Origin of the sequence: Cedecea neteri (assembly GCF_000758305.1) — a bacterium.
In the GTDB taxonomy this organism is placed as follows: Bacteria; Pseudomonadota; Gammaproteobacteria; order Enterobacterales; family Enterobacteriaceae; genus Cedecea; species Cedecea neteri_C.
In genome coordinates this window covers 3591415-3612930 of sequence record NZ_CP009458.1, presented here as the reverse complement: position 1 = coordinate 3612930, position 21516 = coordinate 3591415, and the positions used below count along the sequence as shown (strand labels likewise).

Genomic DNA, 21516 nt, shown 5'->3' with positions numbered 1-21516 from the left:
ACCACAAACCCCCTTGCTGCTTCCTACGTTGAAAATCTCTTGATCAACACTTAGTCCAGATATAGATTATTTGTCTAAATCTGACCGCGATTGAGAGGAAACATGGCCCCGGAGATTACGCTGCGCAATATCGAACTGGTTCCTGCCCCCGTGGGGCACTATTCCCACACCGCCACCGCAGGCGGTTTTGTGTTTATTTCCGGCCAGCTTCCCGTGGCGGCGGACGGCACGCCTCGCTGTGAAGCGCCCTTCGAAGAACAGGCTCAACTGGTGCTGCAGAATATTGAGTCTTGCCTGGCCTGCGCGGGCGTGACAAAACAGCATCTTGTTTCCGTGCGGGTGTACATCACGGACATCAATCTCTGGCCGCAGTTTAACAGCCTCTATGCAACGTGGATCGGCGAACATCGCCCATCCCGTGCGGTGGCTGGCGTGGCACAACTCCATTACGGCGCGGCGCTCGAAATCGAAGCCGTGGCGCTCTCTGAATAAGACAACCGTTTAAAGGTGGCAAAATGAGTGAATTAGTTCTTCCTGTTTATGATGATGTTGTTGCGGCTGCTCAGCGTATTGAAGGTCATGCCAACCGTACTCCGGTCATGACGTCCCGTACCGTGAATGAAGAGTTTGGCGGCGAAGTCTTTTTCAAATGTGAAAACTACCAGCGAATGGGCGCGTTTAAGTTCCGCGGGGCGATGAACGCCCTCGCTCAGTTCACGCCGGAGCAGAGAGAAGCTGGCGTGGTGGCCTTCTCCTCCGGGAACCATGCCCAGGCGATTGCCCTTGCCGCAAGGCTGCTGGGGATCCCGGCCACCATTGTCATGCCGGAAGATGCCCCTGCGGCCAAAATAGCCGCCACGCGTGAATACGGCGGCAAAGTCATTCTCTATAACCGCTACACCGAAGACCGCCAGCAGATTGGCAAAGATCTGGCGGAAAAATATGGCCTGACGTTGATCCCGCCTTACGACCATCCGCACGTCATTGCCGGCCAGGGCACGGCAGCGAAAGAGCTGTTCGACGAGGTTGGCGAGCTGGACGCGCTGTTTGTCTGCCTGGGCGGCGGCGGCCTGATTTCCGGCTGTGCGCTGGCGGCGCGCCACCTTTCCCCAAACTGCAAAGTCTACGGCGTGGAGCCGGAAGCCGGGAACGACGCCCAGCAGTCATTCCGGCATCGGCAAATTGTGCGTATCGATACGCCAAAAACCATCGCCGACGGCGCGCAAACCACCTTCCTGGGCGACTACACCTTTCAGATGATTTGCCAGAACGTGGACGACATCTTCACCGCCACGGATGAAGAGCTGATCGACTCGATGAAATTCTTTGCCGAACGGATGAAAATGGTGGTCGAGCCGACGGGCTGTCTTGGCTTTGCCGCCGCACGAGGAATGAAAGAGAGCCTGCGCGGGAAGCGAATCGGGATTATCATCAGCGGCGGTAACGTCGACATCAGCCGCTACGCTGAATACCTCGCCGGGCCACGTTAATCAGAAGGAGAAATAGAGTGTCAACATCAGAAAACAGTGCCCTGCTCGACCAGCTCGAAACCATCGCCCAGGGGTTGAGTGAAACCTTCGCCCCTTTTTGTGAGGTGGTGGTACACGACCTGACGCAGCCCGATCACTCTATTCTCTCCATCCACAACAACCTGTCCGGCCGTGAGGTTGGCCAGGGCGCCACGGAAATGGGGCTGGCGCGCATTGCCTCCCCTGATTTCCCGGCAGTGATCGCCAATTATGCCAACCAGTTTGCCGACGGACGCCCGGTAAAAAGCACCTCGATTGGGCTGAAAGATGACGCCGGAAACTATGTCGCCGCGCTTTGCCTCAACCTGGATATGACTTTGTTCAGAGGGATGCAAAGCGCCCTTGCCCGCTTCACCGATACCAGCCCTGGCCCGGTGGAAGAACATATTGAACCCGCAGGTTCCGAAGCGCTCAGGCTGAGGATCGATCGTTATGCGGCAGACATCGCGACCACGCCACGCGCGCTGAAAACTTCAGAAAGAATTGAGCTGTTGCAGACGCTAAAAAAAGAAGGATTACTGGATATCCGTAAGTCGATGGAAACCGTGGCGCAGCATCTGGGCGTTTCCCGGGCATCGGTTTATTTATATGCAAAACAACAGCCGTCCGTTGACGACACGGCATAATTCCACCGCAGTAACTTTGCCAGGGCAGATAAATGGGTTCTTTGAAGTGGCGGATAGCGCCCGGTTCTTTACTTCGCATGTTCACCGGGCTGCCGGTTACGGCACTTCTTCTCTGCGTCAGCGGCTGTAGCTCCCCCGGTAATAACGCTTCATCATCCCTGAGGCTGGATCGCCAGCTCAACGAACAGATTGTGATGTTGCCCGTGCAGATAGAGGGCCGAAACGTTGAGCTGGAAACCACGCTGTATAAGCCCCCTGGCAATGGCCCTTTTCCCCTGCTGTTAATGAATCATGGTAAAAACCCAGGCCATTCGCGCACGCAGCCGCGTTCCCGGCATCTTCAAATCGCTTCGGTATTTGTTCACCGGGGATTTGTGGTTGCGGTCCCGATGCGCGAAGGCTTTGCGGCCTCCGGCGGCCAGTACCCGAAAGACGGGTGCGATGTGCGCCGTCACGCGTTGGATGAAGCAGATGGCGTGGCTGCAGCCCTCAATGAGCTGGCCAAACTGCCCTACGTGGACCGCTCACGCATAGTGATTGCCGGTCAATCTGACGGCGGACTGGTGACCATGGCGCTGAGCACGCATTCACTCCCCGGCGTGCTGGGCGTGATTAATTTCTCGGGGGGGCTGCGCCAGCCAAAATGTGAAGGCTGGCAGCAAAATCTGGTACGTACCTATGGCGCGATAGGCAAACAGGCTCGCTATCCGTCGCTTTGGTTCTACGGGGACAACGATCAGCTCTGGCCGCAGCCAATGCCGCAGCAAATGTTCAGTGCCTACACCCGTGAGGCCACCGGGGCAGCAAGCCGCGCCCGGATGATTGATATCGGCACCTTCGGTCAAAACTCCCATGACTTTGCCGACAGCAAAGCGGGCGTCAAGCTCTGGTACCCGCAGGTCAAAACCTTTGTTCAGTCGCTGGGAGTGCCGTTCGAACCCGTCTCGAAATAGCTAAGTAGCCGGGCCATTTTGCTCTGAGGCGAGGTATGCCCGGCGACGCTGTTGTCAAACCAGCTGCCATCCGCCTCCGGATGTGGCCCGGTCAGCACCACATTTCCTTTACCGTAGCGGAAGGTCGCTATTGCCACATCGCCATTGCTGTACCAGGCCACGGGCGTAAAGCCGCTGTTTTTCGATCCGGGAGTAAAATAAGGGCCGTCCTGATAATAAAAAGGCTCTTTTTTATTCCCCCAGCGGATATTCAGCGTGTAGTCACCTTCATCTGAGACGCCGGATCCGGACCGCCCGGCCTCGGACTCAAGGGGCTTGTCGATAAGCCCTATCCAGTCTTTGTCCGCCAGGTAAGCCCCCATGCACAGGCCAAGATAACCTTTCCCGCGTCTCACAAACTCTCTGATGGCCCGCGCGCCGTCATCGCCAATGGCATCATACGCGGCCGGAATATCCTGCCCGCCACCGGGCTGCACGTAGAGATCAAATTGACTCAAGTTCTGGCCGGTCAGCTTGAGCTTTTCCTTTTCACCGATGTAGGAAATAACAATGTTTTGCCCGGTGTTTTGCAGGGATTTTGCCACCATTTCAGAGCAGCCTTCGCAGCCCGCGGCACCCCGGTATATGGCGATGTTTAAGGGGCCGCTGTTGGCGGCATGCGTAGCGAATGGAGATAATAAAAAAGCACAGAGCGCTATGCGTGATACGTTCAGACCTTGTCGTACGTTCATCCGGGCATCCTGTCTGAGAAGCACTTTAGGGGGAGTCAGTATGGATGCCGCAGCCTTTCAAAAACCAGTTAAATCGCGGTGTGGTTTAACGTGCGTTCAGCCAGGAAACCGCGCGCTGTAAATCTCCTTCAGCCAGTCGATAAACACCCGTACGCGCGGCGAAAGCTGTCTGTTTTGGGTGTACACCGCAGAAACGGCGATGGCCGGGCTTTGCCAGTCAGCCATGACTTCTACCAGCCGACCTTCAGCCAGCGCCTGTTCGACGTGGTAACGCGGAAGCTGAACCAGGCCGCAGCCGCGCAGCGCACAGATCACATAGTTCTCCGCTTCATTAACCGTCACCCAGCCTTTGGGTGAGAAAGCCCGGCGCTCGTTATCAATAATGAATTCAAAGGGATAATTCACACCGCCCGTTGTCGAGAAAAAGTTAACGCACTGGTGGTGTTCGAGATCGCCCGGGTGCTCGGGCACGCCAAATGCCGCCAGGTAGTCCGGGCTGGCGCACACAATTTGCGGTAGATCAGCCAGGTGACGGGCAACCAGCGAAGAGTCCTGTAACTTACCGGCACGCACCACGCAATCTATCCCCTCGCGCACCAAATCAACCAGCCTGTCGCCGCTGCTGATAATCAGCTCAATGTCGGGATAGCGGCGGTGAAACTCGTCCAGCTGCGGCAAAACGATGTGCGACGCATGTGTCCCCTGCAGATCGATGCGTAAGATCCCTCTAGGTCTGGCAACAACCGGACGCAGCGCGGCTTCAGCGTCATTCAACTCCGCAAGAATGTACACACAGCGCTGGTAGTACGCTTTGCCATCCTGGGAGGCTCGCACATGCCGGGTGGTGCGCTCCAGCAAGCGGCAGCCAAGCTGGCTCTCCAGCTCTTTAATGGCATTGCTTGCCGTGGCTCTCGGGATGCCAAGCTGGTCGGCAGCCTGGCTGAAGCTGCCCAGCTCAACAATGCGGGTGAACAGCTGCAGCGTGTCAAATTTGTCCATCTATTATTAACCATAACGGAATTATCTAATCAAATTAGCACCATTTATCCCGAATACAAAAACATTAACAATGCACCCACGCCCACTCGGGGCGATTCATTCACAGTATCTGGAGAACAACATGACAACTGCAAAGAAAACTGCCCTGGTGACCGGCGCTTCCCGTGGGATTGGCCGGGCAATTGCCGAAAGGCTGGCCCGCGACGGCTTCACCGTCGTCGTCAACTACGCCGGGAATAAAGCCAGCGCCGATGAAACGGTCCAGGCCATTAAAAACAACGGCGGGCACGCCGTGGCGATTCAGGCGGATGTGTCCTCTGAAAACGATGTCACCCGCTTGTTTGCCGAAGCAAAAGCCATTCACAACCAGCTGGACGTGGTGGTGCACAGCGCGGGCGTGATGCCAATGGTGAAAATCACTCCGGCTGGCCTCGCGGAATTCGACAAAATCATCAGCACAAACCTGCGCGGGGCATTTATGGTGCTGGCGAATGCCGCTGAGTCGCTGCAGGAAGGCGGCCGCATTATCGCCCTTTCAACCAGCGTTATTGCCAAATCATTCCCGGCTTACGGCCCTTACATCGCCTCCAAAGCCGGGGTTGAAGGTCTGGTGCACGTTCTTGCCAACGAACTGCGTGGCCGCAATATCACCGTTAACGCCGTTGCGCCTGGGCCAACCGGCACCGATCTTTTCCTGAACGGTAAAACCGAAGAACAAATTCAAACCATCGCCAACCTCGCCCCGCTCGGACGCATCGGCAAGCCAGATGAAATCGCCAGCATTGTGGCCACGCTGGCTGGCCCGGACGGCAGCTGGGTGAACTCTCAGGTGATCCGCGTTAACGGTGGCTTTGCCTAAGATTCTCGACGAACAGGAGAAAACCATGCAGCAAATTATTCTGATAACCGGCGCATCCAGCGGCTTTGGTGCGTTATCCGCGCGCGCCCTCGCCCATGCCGGACACATCGTTTACGCCAGTATGCGGGACATCGCGGGCCGTAACGCACCTCAGGTTGACAGCCTGAAGGATTATGCGTGGCATCACAGCGTTGATCTTCGGGCTATCGAACTGGACGTGCAGTCCGAGGCTTCGGCGGAGGCGGCAGTTGCACAAATTATCGCGGAGCAAGGCCGGCTGGACGTCGTGGTGCACAATGCCGGTCACATGTCCTACGGGCCCGCCGAGGCGTTTCTGCCGGAACAGTTCAGCCAGCTGTTCGATATTAACGTCCTGGGGACTCAGCGGGTTAACCGGGCGGCACTGCCTTACCTGCGTGAGCAAAGAAAAGGCTTAGTGCTTTGGGTCGGCAGCAGCAGTACGCGAGGTGGCACCCCGCCTTATCTGGCACCTTATTTTGCCGCCAAAGCTGCGATGGACGCCGTAGCCGTCAGCTATGCCGCCGAGCTTAGCCGCTGGGGAATTGAAAGCTCGATTTTGGTGCCAGGTGCTTTTACCAAAGGCACCAACCATTTCCTGCACTCCGGAAAGCCTGCAGACAGCGAGCGTGAAAAGGCCTACACCCAAACTGGCCCGACGGCCGGGCTGGAAGATGAAGCGCTGAAAGGCCTGGCGGCCTGTGAGCCAGAGGATGCCGATGTTGCCGACGTGGCGGCGGCGCTGGTGGATATTGTGAATGCGCCGTATGGCAAACGCCCGTTCCGCGTGCACGTTGATCCTTCTGACGACGGTGCAGAAGTGGTAAACGCCGTCGCTGACCGTATCCGCAAAGAGTTTTTGCAGCGCATTGGTTTAGGCGACCTGTTAACTCCCCGGCAGTAAATTCCCCCGCTTGCGGCTTATCTCGCCAGGGTTAAGCCGCAGGCCATTTCCTGGAGTCTTTTATGCGCACGTTGTTATTTTTGCTGAGCGGCTTTCTGCTGGCCAGCGGCTGTTACCTGCTTATCCGGCTGTTTACCCCGGACTATCCACCAGCCCAGGCGTTGATCGCCCGAGGCTTTGCGGTACTGTGGTGCCTGGTTGCGGCGGCAAATATGCTGATCGGGGTGATTAAAGTCGGCTACGGCTGGGGCGAAGAGCTAGCCATTTTTGCAGCGATCTTCGCCCTGCCGGTTGTGTCGTTCTTGTGGATTGTTGAACGCTAAGTGGGGGGAAACTCGTTCCAGCATCAATGCAAAAAAGGTTCGCTTTTGGCACTAAGTGGTCAGGCCCGAGGAACATGACGTCTGCCAAACAGCGAGGAGCGGACACTATTACCAGCTTCAGCTATTGTGGTTTACGAAGTGGCGCTTACGGTGTTTCCCGGTTAAAGCTAGCAGAAACATCGTTATTTTTCTTATCGCATAATATTTATATGGGGAATAATTTAGGGTAAAGGAGGAATCAATGTCACATTCATCATCAAGAAGAAAAGTTCTAGCCGAAGAAGACCTTCTTGCTCATAGAGCGTCACACGCACGGAGTTGCGCTAACCATGTTGCGAATAGATTGGGCATAACCCGCAGCGAGCTATTGAAGAAGGTTGAGAAAGATACAGGAGCGAGTTTGGCATCGCCGCTTACAGAAGATGAGTTAATGAAAGCGTTTTATTATATGGAAAACCTTTAGGCACGGCTGCTTTGAGTGGTGAGCGGAGGTTTGTCATCGCTCTCATTGCTGATGACGACCGCACCTGCGGTAAAATAGAAAGTTTTGTCACTCAATCTATCCAGGGTACAGGTTCACCAATGTAAGTGTGTGTGCAGCAACGACAAGTCACCTTCACATCCTTTCTCGTAATCGAAGGGTTTACCTGTTGCAGAACTCCATTCTCATCAACAAACAGACCCGGATAAAAACTGCTTTCGCCAATGCAGACTAAATCCCTTCGCTGGCGCTCATGTAGCGCGACCAACCAGAATACAGGTTCAGTGGTATCAAGACGTCCACATACCTCGCTGAATATGTCATTCCATGGTTTGCCAATCTGTTTGATCAGAAAATAAAACAATGGTGTGTAGTCTCGACCACGCTTCTGTCTGCCATGCATTGTCTCGCGCTTTGCCAGTAGCTCATCTCCGACTTTTTTACGATTACGTTCCCAGCGATACTCAGCACCTGGATTATTAGAACGATGCCGCGTAGTCGTGTTGACGCTGCGATAAAGTTTACGGGTCTTATTCAGTTGGTGAGTACGCATAGCTCGATCTCGGCATCCATTATTCTGTAAGTCAGTAACCCCTGTCGGAGCTAGATTCAATAGCTTATGACTGCATAAAAAACGGTCATATTTAAAGGCAGTCTCATTCTGCTGAAATGCCTTTCCACTGGCAACTACCAAAAAGTCCACTTCTAGCACGAAGCGAATAAGTGATCAGAGCTGAAGGTCCGCTGCGAGCGAGGAGCGGAAGTTCATGACCCTGACCCGAAATCCTGCTCCATTCAGAAACAGAATTCCGGCATGATCTACACTCCCTGAACGGAGGTGGTGCCGATGAAAAAATCACGATTCACCGAAGAACAGATTGTTTTTGCCCTGAAGCAGGCTGAACTGGGGACGTCCGTGCCGGACGTCTGTCGCAAACTGGGCATCTCCGATGCCACGTTCTATACGTGGCGCAAGAAATACGGCGGGATTTCTCCTTCGGAGCTGAAGCACATGCGGCAGCTTGAGGAAGAGAATCTCAGGCTGAAGAAGCTGGTTGCCGATCTGAGCCTCGACAAGGCCATGCTGCAGGATGTACTGGCAAAAAAGACCTGACGCTGGCGCGTCTGCGTGAATGGGTCCGGGACTTGCAGGCACGCTACGGGGCCAGCGAGCGGCAGGTCTGTTTTGCGCTACGGATCAGCCGCAGCTCTTTCCGCTATCGTTCTGTGGCAGCAGACGACAGTGCGCTACGCCTGCGTATCAGGGAGATCACCGAAACCCGGGTCCACTATGGCTACCGCCGGGTTCACGTCATGCTCAGGCGGGAGGGCTGGCGGGATAATCATAAACGCATTTACCGGCTCTACAGTGAGCAGGGGTTGTCCCTGCGTCTCAAACGCCCGCGCCGGAATAAATCGGCACAGCGTCGGCAGCCCCAGCCTCAGGGGTTGTATCCGAATCATATCTGGGGCATGGACTTTGTCTCTGACGCCTTATTTGACGGGCGTCGGTTACGTCTGCTGACGGTAATTGATCTCTACACCCGCGAATGTCTGGGGATCTGCGTGGGCCAGAATCTGCGCTCAACGGAGGTCGCAGAGATGCTGAACACCATTGCGCTCAGACGGTCCTTACCACAATTACTGAAAACCGATAATGGCTCTGAATTTGCAGGGAAAATGCTGGACAAATGGGTATATGAACGAGGGATCCGTATAGACTTCTCACGCCCGGGAACACCGACGGACAATGCCACTGTGGAGTCGTTTAATGGCAGGCTGCGGCAGGAATGTCTGAACGAGAACTGGTTCATGTCCCTGGAGGATGCACGGTGCAAAATCGAGGCCTGGCGCATACACTATAACCAGAGACGTCCCCATTCTGCGCTGGGCTGGATGACGCCATCTGAATTTGCCGAGAAGTCTGTCGGTTGCAAGAATATGCAGCCAACATGAGGCCGGTTATTCCTGATTATGACTGGAGCATATTCGGGGTCAGGGTCAGAGGCCGGTTATTCCTGATTATGACTGGAGCATATTCGGGGTCAGGGTCACAGGGATGCAGGACTAACATTGACATGTAATAATCAACCGGGAGCAGGTCACCTTTACCCGGCAGTGACTACTGTGGGTTTGTGTTTTGCTTTGAGGTGAAAAAGGTCAGGGCGAATGCGCTCAGGAGGTGGTCAAACACTACGCCGAATGCGGTTGAGCCGAAGGCAATCGAAAGCTAAATCATTGTGCCCTATAATCAAAAGCAGCGTATCTTGCAGGAATTAAAGGCAATGAAGTTTAAAAAAATGACAGAAGAACAAATACAGCTTGATGTCGAAAAAATAAATGGGTTTCTGTCAGCAATAGAAATATTGAATGTCGCAGATAATATTGGCGTTGAATACACGTTTGTTCGTTTGCCACCGGAGCGGACATTGCTTAAATCTGTTGAGAGAAATATTACAGAAGCATATCCGGATACGATTGTTTCGAACTGGCATATTAGTCTGGAGCAGGTTAGCGAAAAACAACTTGCCGATAACATCAACATGTGGTTTTTCCACTTCGGAAATGCAGCGATTTTGAACGATAAATTATCTGCTCTGCGTTCAGGATTTATGGATATGCTGAAACAGGTTATTTATGCACCTAATATCTATCGAGTCACCATGTCTCCGCCAGTATGGTATGCAATAAACTGGGATATATTTGCTTTCGACACGAAGAATGGTTTTTTCTTGCTGGAGTTTAACTTCGATGCGTGATGATCGGGAATCGCCATTCCGGCATCCTGATTGCAAGTCTTCTGCTTAACGGAACCATTACGTGAGAGTCGAGGCTTTGCATTGACTATGTTAGCGCCAGGCGTGCAGCTCACATGGATTAAGGTCCGCTCTGAGCGAGGAGCGGACCTTCTTGTACAAAGCGTGGCGTCGGATTACAGTAAGATTATTGATTGATAAGTTAGTCGAATCAGAACAGTAACCAATGAAACAAAAGCTTCGCAAACGTAACCAAGACTGGATATCAAGACAATTACAACGTGCGAAAACAGAGGAAATGCCGTTGAGCTTCTTTATGAGCTTTCCCTCAATACGCGCAGCTGCATGTAATGGTGAACGTCTTAAACGACGTGGTCGTCTCAAGCCGGACTGGAATCGCGCATTGTTTCATCAGGGTTGGGGAGAAGTGCCAATTGTAGGGCCACAAGGCTTAGTATATTGGTTTGAGGGGTTTGATAAGGAACAATTACCAGGAGAAATGATGTCGCTGTGGGAAGATGCCTAACTGTATTGACTTTGATTTAATAGCTTTCAGTGTAACGCTTCATCCACAAAACAGATAGCGAGGAGTAGAGGCCAATTCTACGCAAAGACTAAAGTATTCCTGTTAGCCATTAAACGATTTTATTCAGTTAAAGATAATCTACATAGCTGACCGAATCTGCATACCCCAAAATCCTATAACCGGTTGATGTCTCCATTCCAGGGAGATGAATAGCACGAAGAATAGTACCTACTGTGGCATGCTGTTCAACTGAATTCGTCAAAATATCAAGATAATGGATATCCAAATAACCGCCTTCACTGAAATGGTAAAACCACTCGCCATCAACTGCGGATTCATTGCCATTGAGAAAAGTGATTTTCCATAAGGGAGAAGATTCCATGCTAACCATTGCCACACGGATCTGATCCCATTTTGTATTATTCATGCAGCTATAAAGCATTCGAACCTCCAGGATATTCTCCCGACAGATTAACACACTACATGGATAACAACGTCCGCTCCTGGCACAAAGCGGACACCCCTACTGGGCTAATTCCTCAATGGTCGGAAAGCAGACATTCCATAACTTACATTAATCAACCTGACGAGCGTTCCATTCGTTGCGCGTGATTTCCCAGAGTTCGGAATCCAGCAGGCCGCTGACATACTCCTTCTTTTCAGTTCTGATAAGCCGCATGCCGCTACTGTCTGAAATACGTCTGGAACGGCTATTGAGAGCCGCTTTCGGCGCACGCAATACTGTCTTATTTAATGTATTAAACCAGTAATCCGTCGCGACATTACAGGCCTCACGCATAAAACCCTGCCCCTGATATTCCGGCGCTAACCAAAATCCACGGTTATTATCCTCAACGTCATAAAGGCAGATTAACCCCATGAGTTCGTCCGGGGTCTGACGGTGTCTGATAGTCCAGAACCAGGCAATCCCTTTTTCCATATCAGGCAGGGCAACGTTATTGACGTAATTTTCAGCCCCGTTATCCGGATAGGGCCATGGTACTGAGGAGACCATATAGCGAACGATCTCCCAACGTGGATAAAGCACCTGAATCTGTGAGGCATCTTCGGCGGCTAATGGCTTTAGCAGCAAGCGTTCTGTATGGAGCTCTGGTATTTGCATATGCACTTTCCTTTCCGATGAAATATCTATTTCCGTTTTGCCTGATTTGCCTAAGCCGTTCAACCTACCAGCCCGCTAACAAAATCCAGCAACGCCCGGGTTTTTGCCGGCACATGATGCCGGGACGGATAATACGCATAGAGCGGGAAACGGTGATCTGACCATTCGGGAAACAGCGGTACCAGCCGCCCGGAAGCAACGTATTCTTCGCTGCCCAGCTCAAAGATCTGCGCCACGCCCAGGCCCGCAAGACAGGTACTGAACGCCGTTTCCGCATCGTTGACCGTTAACATGCCTCTGGGCTGGATCATCACTTTCTTTTTCCCCTGGTGAAACTCCCAGGAAAACGGTTTTCCCGTCAGCGGTTCCCGAAACAATATGCAGCGGTGTGGTGCCTGCTCCAGTTCCTGGGGCGTTTGAGGATAACCAAAGCGGCGTAAATACTCGGGAGAGGCCATATCAAAAACGCGGGTGTCGAACAGCTTTCTGGCTACCATCGACGAGGACTGAGGGTGGCCAAAACGCAGAGCCAGGTCGAAGCCGTCAGAAATAAGATCGCCCAGTTCATCCCGGCTGCGCAGCTCGATTTCAAGCTCAGGATGTTTATCCATAAACGCGCCGAGGCGTGGCCCTAAAACCTGGCTGGCAAACAATGGGTCAACATTCACTCGCAGCTTCCCGCGCAGGGTTTGCCCGTCCCCTGCCGCGCCGCCGGTGACTTCAGCCAGTGCGCCAATCAGCGGCATGACCTGCTCGTAGAATTCCCGCCCCTCGTCGGTCAGCCGCACAGAACGCGTGGTTCGGTCAAAAACGCGAATGCCGAGCCGCTTTTCAAGGCGAGCAATGGCCCGGCTGACGCCGGACTGCGACATATCGAGCATTTCGGCGGCTGCGCCAAAGCTCAGGGTATCCACCACCGCGGCCATCACATCCACGCCTTCCAGCAATTGCGAACTTAAGGCTCTCATTGTTGATTCTCAGTCATAAGTGATATGCCTTTCATGCTATCGCATTCTGCTCTGCGCGACGCCACAATTTGCTCGTCATCTCGACCTGTTCACATTTTCAGGATGGTTTTATGCATTCAAGCAGTACAAATATCGCTGCGCCGCAGGGCGCACATGTGTCCCGGGCCCGCAGCATCGCGGCGGTGCTGGCGCTGAGCCTGGGCTGTTTCACTTTTGTCAGTACCGAACTGATGCCGGTAGGTGTGCTTCCGGGCATGGCCGACGGGCTAAACGTATCACTTGGTGTGGCTGGTTACCTGGTCACTATTTTTGCTTTTATGGTGGCGCTCACCGCCGCCCCGCTGACCGGCCTGCTGGGGCACATCAACCGCAAAGCGTTAATGTCTGGCCTGCTCGCCGCCTGTTTTGCGGGCAACCTGATTACCTGGCTGGCGTCGGACTATTTTGTTGTCTTTGTGGGGCGCATTCTGGTGGCCGCCGCTATCGGGGTGTTCTGGTCTACGGCGGTGGTGACCGCTGTACACCTGGTGGCGTCACGTAACGCGGTGCGGGCAACGTCCGTCGTGTTTGGCGGCGTTTCTCTGGCCACGGTACTCGGCGTGCCTGCGGGTACTATGCTGGGTGATTTTTACGGCTGGCGGGCGGTATTTGCTGCGCTTTGCCTTCTTTGCCTGGCCGTATTCACGCTTATTGTCTGGTCCGTTCCGGCGGTGAGAATCGCTAGGTCCGCTAAGCGCGGGGCGATTTCCGCCGTGTTTAAAAACGGTGCATTGCTGGCCATTTTCGGCATCACCGCGCTGGTCGTTTCCGGTAACTTCCTGGCTTACACCTATGTCACGCCGTTCCTCGAACAAGTCGCCGGCCAAAGCAGCGGGCAAATCAGTATGTTGCTGCTGGTTTATGGTGCGGCGGGCGTGTTGACGAATTTTGCCGTAGGGCCTTTTGCCGCCCGCGCACCGCGCATAAGTCTGGGGATCGTCGCCGCGTTGTTTACCGCCAGCCTTGCCTGCCTGAACGTAGCCGCAACAAGTCACGCATCGGTGTTTGCGGCCATTGCGTTGTGGGGCGCGGCTTACGGTGCGCTGCCGGTGCTGCTGCAAACCCTGGTGTTCAAGGAAGCCTCTCGGCTCGAAGGTGGTGCAGATGCCGCTACCTCAGTCAACGTGTCGGTATTTAATGCGGCGATTGGCTTAGGCTCGCTGATTGGCGGGGTGCTGATAAACCTGACCGGTCCACGCCCTATTCCTTACGTCGCCGCTACTTTTGCGCTGGCCGGGCTGCTGGCGGTGATTGTTACCCGTGAAAGCAAAGCCCGTGGTGGCTGATGGCTTTTTACAACACCTGGCCAATCATGATTTTATGGCCTTCTGGCGTAGCGACGAGAAATTCTCGCATCCCGTGTGGACGGCTGGCGGGGGGTTGTAAAATGATGGCACCGCGCTGCACAAACTCGGCGTAGAGCGCATCCACGTCATCAACATGCAGATAGCCGAAATAACTGTGATCCCCAAGGGAAGCTGGGGCCAGCGCCTGCGGGCAATGGCCCAGCATCACCTTCACTGTCCCTCGCACCGCTAATTGCCAGCCGTTCGTGCCAGGCCATTCAAGGGTAAAGCCTAACGTATCGCGGAAATAACCCGCAGTGTCATCAAGGTTGATTACCGCCAGCACGAAGGCAAAAGGCGTAATATTATTAGGCATTTACAATCTCTTTCAGGCTGAGAAAAATCAGTGTAGATCCCCTCATCGTGAACCGCAAGAACCCCCAGTTTGTCATTTTTTTGTCATTTCCACGTCAGCACTTTGTTGGCGCCCGAGAGCTAAATTGGCCCTGACCCCCTTTGTTGAATCTGAGGATAGACCATGAAATTACGCCATCTCTCTGCGCTTGCCACCCTTGCGCTGGCCGCTTTTGGCACCACGGCCGCCCATGCCGACACCACCCCTGCACCGCAGGAAGTGAAAAACATCGTGCTGGTGCACGGCCTGTTTGCCGATGGCTCAAGCTGGGGCAAAGTTATCCCCCTGCTACAGGCTAAAGGTCTGCACGTCACGGCGGTCCAGAACCCGACAACGTCATTAGATAACGATGTGGCCGCAGTAAAACGCGCGCTGGCGCAACAAAACGGCCCGGTGATTCTGGTGGCTCACTCCTATGGCGGGATGGTGATTAGCCAGGCGGGCGATGAGCCAGAAGTCAAAGGCCTGGTGTATATCGCCGCCCGTGCCCCGGAAGCGGGTGAAGACTACCCCGCACTGACCAAAAAATACCCGGCGGCACCGGCTTCCGCTGGCCTGAAATGGAATGACGATGGCTACGGCGCGCTGAGCGAGTCGGCGTTTATCCACGATTTCGCCGGCGATCTGCCGGAAAGCGAAGCCAAAGCCTATTACGCCGTGCAGCAGCCGATCGGCAAAGCCATTACTATGGCGAAAACCACGGTTGCCGCCTGGCATGACAAACCGACCTGGTACGCGGTATCGACCGAAGACCGCACGATCAACCCGGATCTGGAACGGTTTATGGCGAAGCGTATGCACGCGCAAACCATCGAGCTTAAATCCAGCCACGTTTCGCTGATTTCCCAGCCTGAAGCGGTGGCTAATCTGATCCTGAAAGCGGCGCACGTGCCTGGCTACTGAGGTTCACGCATCTTATAATGACGAGACTGGGGCGGTCTCCACGCCCTTTTCTCTCTTTCTGACAGGACCCGCCGCTTGAAAATCCTCATTATCGAAGACGAAGCGAAAACCGCCGCCTACCTGGTGAGCGGGCTGAACGAAGCGGGCTATACCGCAGACTGGGCGGCCAACGGCATTGACGGCCTGCATCTGGCGCGGGAAGAAAGTTATGACCTGATCCTGCTGGACGTCATGCTGCCGGAAATGAACGGCTGGACGGTGATGGAGCGTTTACGCGCCCACAGCCAGACGCCGGTGCTGTTTCTGAGCGCGCGCGGTACGCTGGAAGACCGCTTACGCGGGCTTGGGCTGGGTGCCGACGAATACCTCGTCAAGCCTTTCTCCTTTGCCGAACTGCTGGCAAGGATCCGCATTATTCTACGCCGCGGCCAGCCGCAGGCCGAAACCGAAGAAGTGCTGACGATGGCCGATCTGCTGGTGGATGTCGCCAAGTTTCGCTGCGAGCGCGAAGGTAAACGCATCACGCTGACCAACAAAGAGTTCAAGCTGCTGGTGTGCTTTCTCCAGCACCGCGGGCAAGTCCTATCGAGGACGTTTCTGGCTTCACGCGTGTGGGACATGAATTTCGACAGCGACACTAACGTGGTGGATGTCGCGGTACGCAGGCTGCGGCAAAAAGTGGATGACCCCTTCCCGGTGCGGCTGATCCATACCGTGCATGGCGTGGGCTACCGCTGCGAGCCTGAGTCATGAAGCGTACCTCGCTAACTTTCCGCCTTGCCGTGTTGCTGGCCGCCTTCTCCTTTGTGGCGTTTACCGTCATGGGCAGCGCGCTCTATTACGCCCTGCGCCAGCAACTTTCTATCCGTGATGACGCGGCGCTGGTGTCCCGCGTGGACCAGATCAGCACGCTGCTGCGGGATCTGGACGCACGGCAGCTGATCCGCGAGAAACCCCATTTGTTTGCCAATATGCTGGGCAATACGGAATCCCTGCTTGTCATTCGCTATGTCGGCGGCGCTACCTTGCTGGAAGTTAATCCCATGCAGCGCGCTATTCCCACCGTGACGCCGGTTGCCGCCAACCAGCGGCTAACGCTTGAGGCCGTGCATCACGCCAATAACGCGGACGGCACGCCAATGGTTTATATGGCCGCTATTAGCCCTTCGGCCAATAATTTACCGCCGCTGGAGATCGTTTCGGCGCGGGTGCTGAGCGACAGAACCCACATTCTTGATGAATACCGCACCAAGATTATTCTCTTTGCCTCAATGATGGCGGCCATCTCGGTCGTGCTGGCGGTGATCTTTGCCCGGCGTGGCATTTCACCTTTACGTCGTCTGGCCGACCGCACGGCTACGATCGGCACCAAAACGCTGTCATCAAGGCTGGATAAGCTGGATGTGCCAACTGAGCTTGATGCGCTGATTGATCAAATCAACGCGATGCTTGAACGCCTGGAGCGCGGGTTCCAGCAGTTAAAACAGGTCAGCGCCGATATGGCCCACGACCTGCGCACGCCGATCACCACCCTGCTTGGCCAGACGGAAGTTGGCCTCGGCGCAGCCCGGGACAACGCCTATTACCAGCGCCTGCTGGGTTCGAACTTTGAAGAGCTGCAGCGCATGTCGCGAATGATAGACAACATGCTGTTTCTGGCGCAGGCGGAGCAGCCTGACCAGGAGATCCAGCGGTGCGATATTGACGTTGCCGAAGAGATTAATCGCCTCGGTGAGTATTTCGAGGACCTGGCGGCTGACCGTGAAGTGACGATTCAGACTCGTGCCAGCGGCACGGTCAATGCAGATGGGCTTTTGCTGCGCCGCGCGCTGGCGAACCTGCTGTCTAACGCAGTACGCTATGCCGAGCCTGGCAGTGAGATTGAGATTACTGCCAGATCTGAAGATGACGGTATGTCCATCATCGTGGTGAACCGTGGCGAGACTATCCCTCCGGCGCACCAGGAAAGGCTTTTCGACCGGTTCTACCGGGCGGACCCTTCCCGCAACGACTCGGCGCACTCCAGCGGACTTGGCTTATCCATCGTTCATTCCATCATGCAGTTGCACCAGGGGCGCTGCTGGGTGGAAAGCCAGGACGGCGTTACCCGGTTTGGTTTGTGGTTCCCCGACCAGCGCTAGCCAGAGGCACCAGGTATTTTTATCAGCCGCCAACAGGCCGAACATCTCCGTTGGCAGGCTGTTTGTTACGGATGCCGACGTAATATTTTGGCCGGAAGGTAGCGCTGCAGCGGCGTGGGCGACTGCCCGTCAATCAATTTGCTGATCAGGTCATAGCAATGAAAAGCCAACTGGCGGTTATCCTGCTGAATGGTGTCGATGCGCACCGACAGCGAGTCATAAAGATAGTGGTCGTCAAAACTGGCCAGGTGAATATCGCTCTCCAGCAGGTTGTGCTGGCTCATGTAGCGCAGCACGCCCTCAAGCAGGCCGCAGGCGGCGGTAAACAACGCTTTTGGCGGACGGCCAAGCTGCGCACAAAGCGCGGCAAAGGACTCATAGCCTGAGCTAGGGTGATAGTTACCGTGAATAATCCACTCCGGGCGCAGCGTGACGCCCGCCTGAGCCAGCCCCTGGGTAAACCCTTCGAGACGATCCCGCGTGGGGGAAAGCCTCGGCTGGCCGCCTAAGAAGTAGAATTCATCCGCATGCTGACGGGCAATCGGGGCGATCAGCTCAGCTGTGGGCTGAACGGAGTCGGTGGCAACCAGCGGCAGCGCGGTGTCGTTCATGTGCCGGTCAAACAGCACCACCGGCAGTTGCTCACTCAGCTTGTGGTAATCCCCGGCGGTTAACATGCTGGAGGCCACAATCAGGCCGTCAACCTGGCGTGCAATCATATTACTGACCACCATATTCTCCTGGCCCGGATTTTCGTCGGTGCAGGAGATAAGCAGCTGAACACCCGCCTCACGGCAGAGCATTTCCAGCTCGTGGGAGAAGACGGCGAACCCGTAGTTGGTGATCTCCGGGACTACAAGCCCAATGGTATGGCTGCGGTCATCCCGCAGCGAGCGAGCGTGAATGCTCGGCTGGTAGTGCTGCTGTTGCGCGATGGTCATGATGCGTTCGCGAGTGGCCTGGGCCACCCTCAGCTCTTTACCCCGGCCATTCAGGACCAGGCTGGCGGTCGCCTTTGAGACGCCCGCCAGTTCAGCAATATCTTTAATCGTGACGCGTTTGGTTTTTTTCACAGCGCAACCGTGGCAATGAGTCGAAAACCCTCATTCTATCATGCAGGAACGCAGCGACCAGTAGCGCAACGTGACCTCCGACTCACCGTTGAAAGAGAGCCGCTCCGAAGGAAGTGGAAAATAGCGGCTGCTCATCACGCCTTCCCCGTTATTGATAAAGATCTCAACGCTTGAGCTGTCGCAGAGGATCTGCAGCGAGGCAACCGCGCCATGCCAGTAACGGTAGAGCGGCTCCCCCGTCTCCAGGCTCGGACGCTGAAGCGTAATGCCCTGCCCGGTAGCGTCCAGCGTCAGGCCACCGCCAAAGCGGAGACTGAAGTTACCCGTGGCCTCTAACTGGAGTTCCAGCCGTTTTGCATCCAGCGCCGGAGCCTGGTTGGCCTGCCCTTGCCAGCGCTGTTCTTCTTCGCGCAGTGAAGCCAGTTCCGCTATCGGATTCTGATAAAGCTTACCGTTGTTAAGAGTAAGCTCCCGCAGGCAGGTCATCTGGTGGATCCAGCCATGCTCGCGAGTGGGCTGCAGCATTTCTTCGCCGTCCGGCACGCCCATCCAGCCGACGAGCAAACGCCTCCCGTCCGGCGCCAGCGCCGTTTGCGGGGCATAGAACTCGAAGCCGGCATCCAGCTCGTTCAATTCGCCGTGGCTAAATGTAGCTGTTGCGTAATTAAAATCGCCGATCAGATACGCCGCCGGGTAAACATTCAGAAAGCGTTCATTTTGACGGGCCAGCCCCTGTGGGCAGCAGATCAGCACGTGTTTACTGTCCAGAGGGAAGAGATCGGGACATTCCCACATATAGCCTGCGTCAGTCAGCCCATGGACGCCGTTCCCGGCGATTTCGCCCCTGTTTTCCCAGTCACGCATATTCGGCGAAGAAAACAGTAGCACCTTGCCGTGCTTGTGAAGATCCTGCGCGCCCAGCACCATGTACCAGACGCCTTCGTGTTGCCAGACCTTCGGGTCACGCACATGCCCGGTGTAACCCGCAGGCAGTGGTAAAACCGGCCCCGTTTTGTCAAAGCCACCTGAGCTGTTTTCCACAGCCAGGCATTGCCAGGCCGTGCGGCTGCCATCGTCGAATTTAACGTTGCCGGTGTAGCACAGTGTCAGCCTGCCTTCGAAATCGACGGCGCTTCCGGAGTAGCAGCCGCTGCGGTCGTACTCCTCATCCGGCATCAGCGCCAGCGGCTCGTGCCGCCACTGCACTAAATCAGCCGAACTCCAGTGACCCCAGCACTTATATTTATGGTCCGCCGCCAGCGGGTTCCACTGATAAAACAGGTGCCAGCGCCCGGCAAACCAGGTAAACCCGTTTGGATCGTTCATTAATCCTGTCACCGGGGCGTGATGCCACTGCGGATAATGCTCATCCCGCAGGGCTTTGGGCTGGCCTGTCATCACAGCCTGCAAAATGGCCGGTAAACGGGAAGCAAGCGTCATGCTTCAGACTCCGCTTTGTATTTCAGCAACAGGGAAAGGATGAACGCCACGCCAAAGGCGATAACCATCCCGATGATGTAGTTCACCAGCGAACTGGCCTGCACAATCGCCATGCCCGGCAGCGCGGTTAAGCCTACCGCCGTCATGTACACATGCACGGAAACCACCCATGCGCCACCTGCCGCGCCGCCAATCAACGCCGCGATAAAGGGTTTAACAAACCTGAGGTTGATCCCGAAAATCGCCGCTTCGGTAATGCCCAGCATGGCCGAAAATGCAGAAGGAAGCGTGATCGCCTTGATTTTTGCATCCCGGGTTTTAAACCAGACAGCCAGGCAGGCTCCGCCCTGCGCGACGTTTGCCATTGCCCAGATAGGCAGCAGGAAATTGACGCCGATAGCCGGATTACCGAGCAGCCCGGCCTCAATAGCATGGAAGCTGTGGTGAATTCCCGTGATCACAATAACGGAATATAGCCCGCCAAAAAGCAGCCCGGCGAGCCAGCCCGCGTGTGCAATAAGCGTGCTGAGCACTATCGAGATACCGTCTCCCAGCGCGCGCCCTGCCGGGCCGATGATCAGCAGCGCGATAAATCCGGAAATAATAACCGTCAGGAATGGCGTCAGGATAAGGTCCAGCGCATCCGGGATGACCCGACGCAGCTGTTTTTCCACCAGACTCATAAACCACACCGCCAGCAGCACCGGGAAAACCGTGCCCTGGTAGCCAATCATCGCCACTTCCAGCCCAAAGAAATTCATGGTGTGGAACCCGGCCGCCACGCCCCAGGCGTTGGTTAATGCCGGATGGGTTAAAATTCCGCCCAGCGTTGCGCCCAGGTAAGGGTTACCGCCGAACTCGCGGGCGGCGGTGAAACCAATCAGAATGGGCAGGATAATAAACGCCGCGGAGCTGCACATATCGAGCATGATATAGAGCGCGTTATCCGGGCTTACCCAGCCGTAGGTTTTCACCATGCCGAGCAGCCCCATCAGTAACCCTGAGGCTACGATGGCTGGAATGATTGGCACAAAGATGTTCGACAACAAACGGGCAATACGCTGGAACGGGTTAAGCTTTTTCGCCGCAAGATCTGCGGCTTCGGACTTGCTCGACTCTGCAATGCCTGCAGCCTGAATAAAGGCGGCATACACTTTATTCACTACGCCGGTGCCAAAGATGATTTGCATCTGCCCTGCGTTGCGAAAACACCCTTTTACGCCGTCTACTTTGCCAATAGCCTGTTGGTCTGCCAGCGAATCATCCACCAGAACCAGCCGCAGCCTCGTTGCGCAGTGGGCCGCGCTGGCGATATTTTCTTTGCCGCCGAGCAGAGGAATCAGCTCGCGGGCAATGTGATTGAAATCCATAGTCACCTCTAAACGCTTTCTTGTTATGTCGTGGCACTCCCGCCGGGGCGGGA

General features: G+C 55.3%; 24 protein-coding genes. 14 read left to right on the top strand and 10 right to left on the bottom strand.

Annotation, left to right across the window (positions count from 1 at the left end; all coding sequences use genetic code 11):
• Nucleotides 1-102 precede the first annotated feature (102 nt).
• The 4 genes from LH23_RS16875 to LH23_RS16860 are packed head-to-tail and all read left to right on the top strand — an operon-like array spanning nucleotide 103 to nucleotide 3108.
• The gene (locus LH23_RS16875; RefSeq protein WP_039293629.1) at nucleotides 103-492 is read left to right on the top strand and encodes a RidA family protein; all 390 of its coding nucleotides are present in this window, start codon (nucleotides 103-105) and stop codon (nucleotides 490-492) included.
• A gap of 23 nt (nucleotides 493-515) precedes the next feature.
• Nucleotides 516-1490: a threo-3-hydroxy-L-aspartate ammonia-lyase gene (locus LH23_RS16870; RefSeq protein ID WP_039293626.1), complete on the top strand. Its 975-nt coding sequence runs from the start codon at nucleotides 516-518 to the stop codon at nucleotides 1488-1490.
• A gap of 17 nt (nucleotides 1491-1507) precedes the next feature.
• Complete coding sequence (locus LH23_RS16865; protein WP_039293623.1) at nucleotides 1508-2155, top strand: helix-turn-helix transcriptional regulator; 648 nt, start codon at nucleotides 1508-1510, stop codon at nucleotides 2153-2155.
• Between the two features lie 32 nt (nucleotides 2156-2187).
• A complete protein-coding gene (locus LH23_RS16860) occupies nucleotides 2188-3108 on the top strand; it encodes a dienelactone hydrolase family protein (RefSeq protein ID WP_039293620.1) in 921 nt (306 codons plus the stop codon).
• Here the strand turns inward: LH23_RS16860 and LH23_RS16855 are convergent.
• Both LH23_RS16855 and LH23_RS16850 read right to left on the bottom strand, forming a co-directional pair.
• Nucleotides 3069-3839 (bottom strand): BPL-N domain-containing protein, encoded by a 771-nt coding sequence (locus LH23_RS16855; RefSeq protein WP_156108051.1) that lies wholly within the window; start codon nucleotides 3837-3839, stop codon nucleotides 3069-3071. The two genes, LH23_RS16860 and LH23_RS16855, sit on opposite strands and share 40 nt — an antisense overlap.
• A gap of 96 nt (nucleotides 3840-3935) precedes the next feature.
• A complete protein-coding gene (locus tag LH23_RS16850) occupies nucleotides 3936-4838 on the bottom strand; it encodes a LysR family transcriptional regulator (protein ID WP_039293617.1) in 903 nt (300 codons plus the stop codon).
• A 121-nt stretch (nucleotides 4839-4959) separates the two neighbouring features.
• On the opposite strand from LH23_RS16850, the gene LH23_RS16845 reads away from it, so the two are divergent.
• From LH23_RS16845 to LH23_RS16835, 3 genes are all read left to right on the top strand, one after another.
• On the top strand, nucleotides 4960-5697 hold the full coding sequence (locus LH23_RS16845) for an SDR family oxidoreductase (RefSeq protein ID WP_039293614.1): 738 nt from the start codon (nucleotides 4960-4962) through the stop codon (nucleotides 5695-5697).
• A gap of 25 nt (nucleotides 5698-5722) precedes the next feature.
• Nucleotides 5723-6619, top strand: coding sequence for an SDR family NAD(P)-dependent oxidoreductase (locus LH23_RS16840; RefSeq protein ID WP_039293611.1), 897 nt, complete (start codon nucleotides 5723-5725; stop codon nucleotides 6617-6619).
• Nucleotides 6620-6681: 62 nt separating this feature from the next.
• Nucleotides 6682-6942 (top strand): hypothetical protein, encoded by a 261-nt coding sequence (locus LH23_RS16835; protein WP_039293608.1) that lies wholly within the window; start codon nucleotides 6682-6684, stop codon nucleotides 6940-6942.
• A 554-nt stretch (nucleotides 6943-7496) separates the two neighbouring features.
• Here LH23_RS16835 and LH23_RS24295 read toward each other — a convergent pair.
• Nucleotides 7497-7976: a hypothetical protein gene (locus tag LH23_RS24295; RefSeq protein WP_071842739.1), complete on the bottom strand. Its 480-nt coding sequence runs from the start codon at nucleotides 7974-7976 to the stop codon at nucleotides 7497-7499.
• A gap of 294 nt (nucleotides 7977-8270) precedes the next feature.
• Between LH23_RS24295 and LH23_RS16825 the strand changes: the two genes are divergently transcribed.
• The 3 genes from LH23_RS16825 (at nucleotide 8271) to LH23_RS24045 (ending at nucleotide 10705) form a co-directional block, all read left to right on the top strand.
• Nucleotides 8271-9379, top strand: a protein-coding gene (locus LH23_RS16825) for an IS3 family transposase (protein ID WP_374733224.1) whose coding sequence is annotated in 2 segments (ribosomal slippage) — nucleotides 8271-8532 and nucleotides 8532-9379 — 1110 coding nt in all. Because the reading frame shifts where the segments join, the coding sequence is not laid out codon by codon here.
• Nucleotides 9380-9708: 329 nt separating this feature from the next.
• Nucleotides 9709-10182 carry a hypothetical protein gene (locus LH23_RS16820; RefSeq protein WP_039293605.1) on the top strand — a complete coding sequence of 158 codons (474 nt, stop codon included), beginning with the start codon at nucleotides 9709-9711 and terminating at the stop codon, nucleotides 10180-10182.
• 223 nt (nucleotides 10183-10405) lie between these two features.
• Nucleotides 10406-10705 carry a hypothetical protein gene (locus LH23_RS24045; RefSeq protein WP_156108050.1) on the top strand — a complete coding sequence of 100 codons (300 nt, stop codon included), beginning with the start codon at nucleotides 10406-10408 and terminating at the stop codon, nucleotides 10703-10705.
• 127 nt (nucleotides 10706-10832) lie between these two features.
• On the opposite strand, the gene LH23_RS16815 is transcribed toward LH23_RS24045, so the two are convergent.
• The 3 genes from LH23_RS16815 to LH23_RS16805 form a co-directional block, all read right to left on the bottom strand.
• Nucleotides 10833-11147 (bottom strand): DUF6678 family protein, encoded by a 315-nt coding sequence (locus LH23_RS16815; protein ID WP_052050282.1) that lies wholly within the window; start codon nucleotides 11145-11147, stop codon nucleotides 10833-10835.
• A 132-nt stretch (nucleotides 11148-11279) separates the two neighbouring features.
• Entirely contained in the window at nucleotides 11280-11828 is a 549-nt protein-coding gene (locus LH23_RS16810; RefSeq protein ID WP_039293604.1) for a GNAT family N-acetyltransferase, read from the bottom strand.
• Between the two features lie 59 nt (nucleotides 11829-11887).
• Complete coding sequence (locus LH23_RS16805; RefSeq protein ID WP_039293601.1) at nucleotides 11888-12796, bottom strand: LysR family transcriptional regulator; 909 nt, start codon at nucleotides 12794-12796, stop codon at nucleotides 11888-11890.
• A 110-nt stretch (nucleotides 12797-12906) separates the two neighbouring features.
• Here LH23_RS16805 and LH23_RS16800 point away from each other — a divergent pair, with 110 nt between their 5' ends.
• The gene (locus tag LH23_RS16800) at nucleotides 12907-14121 is read left to right on the top strand and encodes an MFS transporter (protein WP_039293599.1); all 1215 of its coding nucleotides are present in this window, start codon (nucleotides 12907-12909) and stop codon (nucleotides 14119-14121) included.
• Between the two features lie 7 nt (nucleotides 14122-14128).
• On the opposite strand, the gene LH23_RS16795 is transcribed toward LH23_RS16800, so the two are convergent.
• On the bottom strand, nucleotides 14129-14497 hold the full coding sequence (locus tag LH23_RS16795; protein WP_039293596.1) for a VOC family protein: 369 nt from the start codon (nucleotides 14495-14497) through the stop codon (nucleotides 14129-14131).
• 162 nt (nucleotides 14498-14659) lie between these two features.
• Between LH23_RS16795 and LH23_RS16790 the strand changes: the two genes are divergently transcribed.
• The 3 genes from LH23_RS16790 to LH23_RS16780 all read left to right on the top strand — a co-directional run bounded on the left by LH23_RS16790 (nucleotide 14660) and on the right by LH23_RS16780 (nucleotide 17580).
• Complete coding sequence (locus tag LH23_RS16790; RefSeq protein ID WP_039293593.1) at nucleotides 14660-15439, top strand: alpha/beta fold hydrolase; 780 nt, start codon at nucleotides 14660-14662, stop codon at nucleotides 15437-15439.
• A gap of 75 nt (nucleotides 15440-15514) precedes the next feature.
• Complete coding sequence (locus LH23_RS16785) at nucleotides 15515-16192, top strand: heavy metal response regulator transcription factor (RefSeq protein ID WP_039293591.1); 678 nt, start codon at nucleotides 15515-15517, stop codon at nucleotides 16190-16192.
• A complete protein-coding gene (locus LH23_RS16780) occupies nucleotides 16189-17580 on the top strand; it encodes a heavy metal sensor histidine kinase (RefSeq protein ID WP_039293588.1) in 1392 nt (463 codons plus the stop codon). The genes LH23_RS16785 and LH23_RS16780 overlap by 4 nt, the downstream gene beginning before the upstream one ends.
• 65 nt (nucleotides 17581-17645) lie before the next feature.
• Here LH23_RS16780 and LH23_RS16775 read toward each other — a convergent pair whose 3' ends face one another.
• The 3 genes from LH23_RS16775 to LH23_RS16765 are packed head-to-tail and all read right to left on the bottom strand — an operon-like array spanning nucleotide 17646 to nucleotide 21463.
• Nucleotides 17646-18653, bottom strand: a complete 1008-nt coding sequence (locus LH23_RS16775) for a LacI family DNA-binding transcriptional regulator (protein WP_039293585.1) — start codon at nucleotides 18651-18653, stop codon at nucleotides 17646-17648.
• Between the two features lie 30 nt (nucleotides 18654-18683).
• Nucleotides 18684-20093, bottom strand: coding sequence for a sucrose-6-phosphate hydrolase (locus LH23_RS16770; RefSeq protein WP_039293582.1), 1410 nt, complete (start codon nucleotides 20091-20093; stop codon nucleotides 18684-18686).
• Complete coding sequence (locus LH23_RS16765) at nucleotides 20090-21463, bottom strand: sucrose-specific PTS transporter subunit IIBC (protein ID WP_039293579.1); 1374 nt, start codon at nucleotides 21461-21463, stop codon at nucleotides 20090-20092. Before LH23_RS16765 ends, LH23_RS16770 begins: the two co-directional genes overlap by 4 nt.
• Nucleotides 21464-21516 lie beyond the last annotated feature (53 nt).

What these genes read in the sequence shown, in the direction of transcription:
- LH23_RS16875 (WP_039293629.1), top strand. Translation starts at nt 103, where the DNA reads ATGGCCCCGGAGATTACGCTGCGCAATATCGAACTGGTTCCTGCCCCC.
- LH23_RS16870 (WP_039293626.1), top strand. Translation starts at nt 516, where the DNA reads ATGAGTGAATTAGTTCTTCCTGTTTATGATGATGTTGTTGCGGCTGCT.
- LH23_RS16860 (WP_039293620.1), top strand. Translation starts at nt 2,188, where the DNA reads ATGGGTTCTTTGAAGTGGCGGATAGCGCCCGGTTCTTTACTTCGCATG.
- LH23_RS16855 (WP_156108051.1), bottom strand. Translation starts at nt 3,839, where the DNA reads ATGAACGTACGACAAGGTCTGAACGTATCACGCATAGCGCTCTGTGCT.
- LH23_RS16850 (WP_039293617.1), bottom strand. Translation starts at nt 4,838, where the DNA reads ATGGACAAATTTGACACGCTGCAGCTGTTCACCCGCATTGTTGAGCTG.
- LH23_RS16845 (WP_039293614.1), top strand. Translation starts at nt 4,960, where the DNA reads ATGACAACTGCAAAGAAAACTGCCCTGGTGACCGGCGCTTCCCGTGGG.
- LH23_RS16840 (WP_039293611.1), top strand. Translation starts at nt 5,723, where the DNA reads ATGCAGCAAATTATTCTGATAACCGGCGCATCCAGCGGCTTTGGTGCG.
- LH23_RS16835 (WP_039293608.1), top strand. Translation starts at nt 6,682, where the DNA reads ATGCGCACGTTGTTATTTTTGCTGAGCGGCTTTCTGCTGGCCAGCGGC.
- LH23_RS24295 (WP_071842739.1), bottom strand. Translation starts at nt 7,976, where the DNA reads ATGCGTACTCACCAACTGAATAAGACCCGTAAACTTTATCGCAGCGTC.
- LH23_RS16820 (WP_039293605.1), top strand. Translation starts at nt 9,709, where the DNA reads ATGAAGTTTAAAAAAATGACAGAAGAACAAATACAGCTTGATGTCGAA.
- LH23_RS24045 (WP_156108050.1), top strand. Translation starts at nt 10,406, where the DNA reads ATGAAACAAAAGCTTCGCAAACGTAACCAAGACTGGATATCAAGACAA.
- LH23_RS16815 (WP_052050282.1), bottom strand. Translation starts at nt 11,147, where the DNA reads ATGCTTTATAGCTGCATGAATAATACAAAATGGGATCAGATCCGTGTG.
- LH23_RS16810 (WP_039293604.1), bottom strand. Translation starts at nt 11,828, where the DNA reads ATGCAAATACCAGAGCTCCATACAGAACGCTTGCTGCTAAAGCCATTA.
- LH23_RS16805 (WP_039293601.1), bottom strand. Translation starts at nt 12,796, where the DNA reads ATGAGAGCCTTAAGTTCGCAATTGCTGGAAGGCGTGGATGTGATGGCC.
- LH23_RS16800 (WP_039293599.1), top strand. Translation starts at nt 12,907, where the DNA reads ATGCATTCAAGCAGTACAAATATCGCTGCGCCGCAGGGCGCACATGTG.
- LH23_RS16795 (WP_039293596.1), bottom strand. Translation starts at nt 14,497, where the DNA reads ATGCCTAATAATATTACGCCTTTTGCCTTCGTGCTGGCGGTAATCAAC.
- LH23_RS16790 (WP_039293593.1), top strand. Translation starts at nt 14,660, where the DNA reads ATGAAATTACGCCATCTCTCTGCGCTTGCCACCCTTGCGCTGGCCGCT.
- LH23_RS16780 (WP_039293588.1), top strand. Translation starts at nt 16,189, where the DNA reads ATGAAGCGTACCTCGCTAACTTTCCGCCTTGCCGTGTTGCTGGCCGCC.
- LH23_RS16770 (WP_039293582.1), bottom strand. Translation starts at nt 20,093, where the DNA reads ATGACGCTTGCTTCCCGTTTACCGGCCATTTTGCAGGCTGTGATGACA.
- LH23_RS16765 (WP_039293579.1), bottom strand. Translation starts at nt 21,463, where the DNA reads ATGGATTTCAATCACATTGCCCGCGAGCTGATTCCTCTGCTCGGCGGC.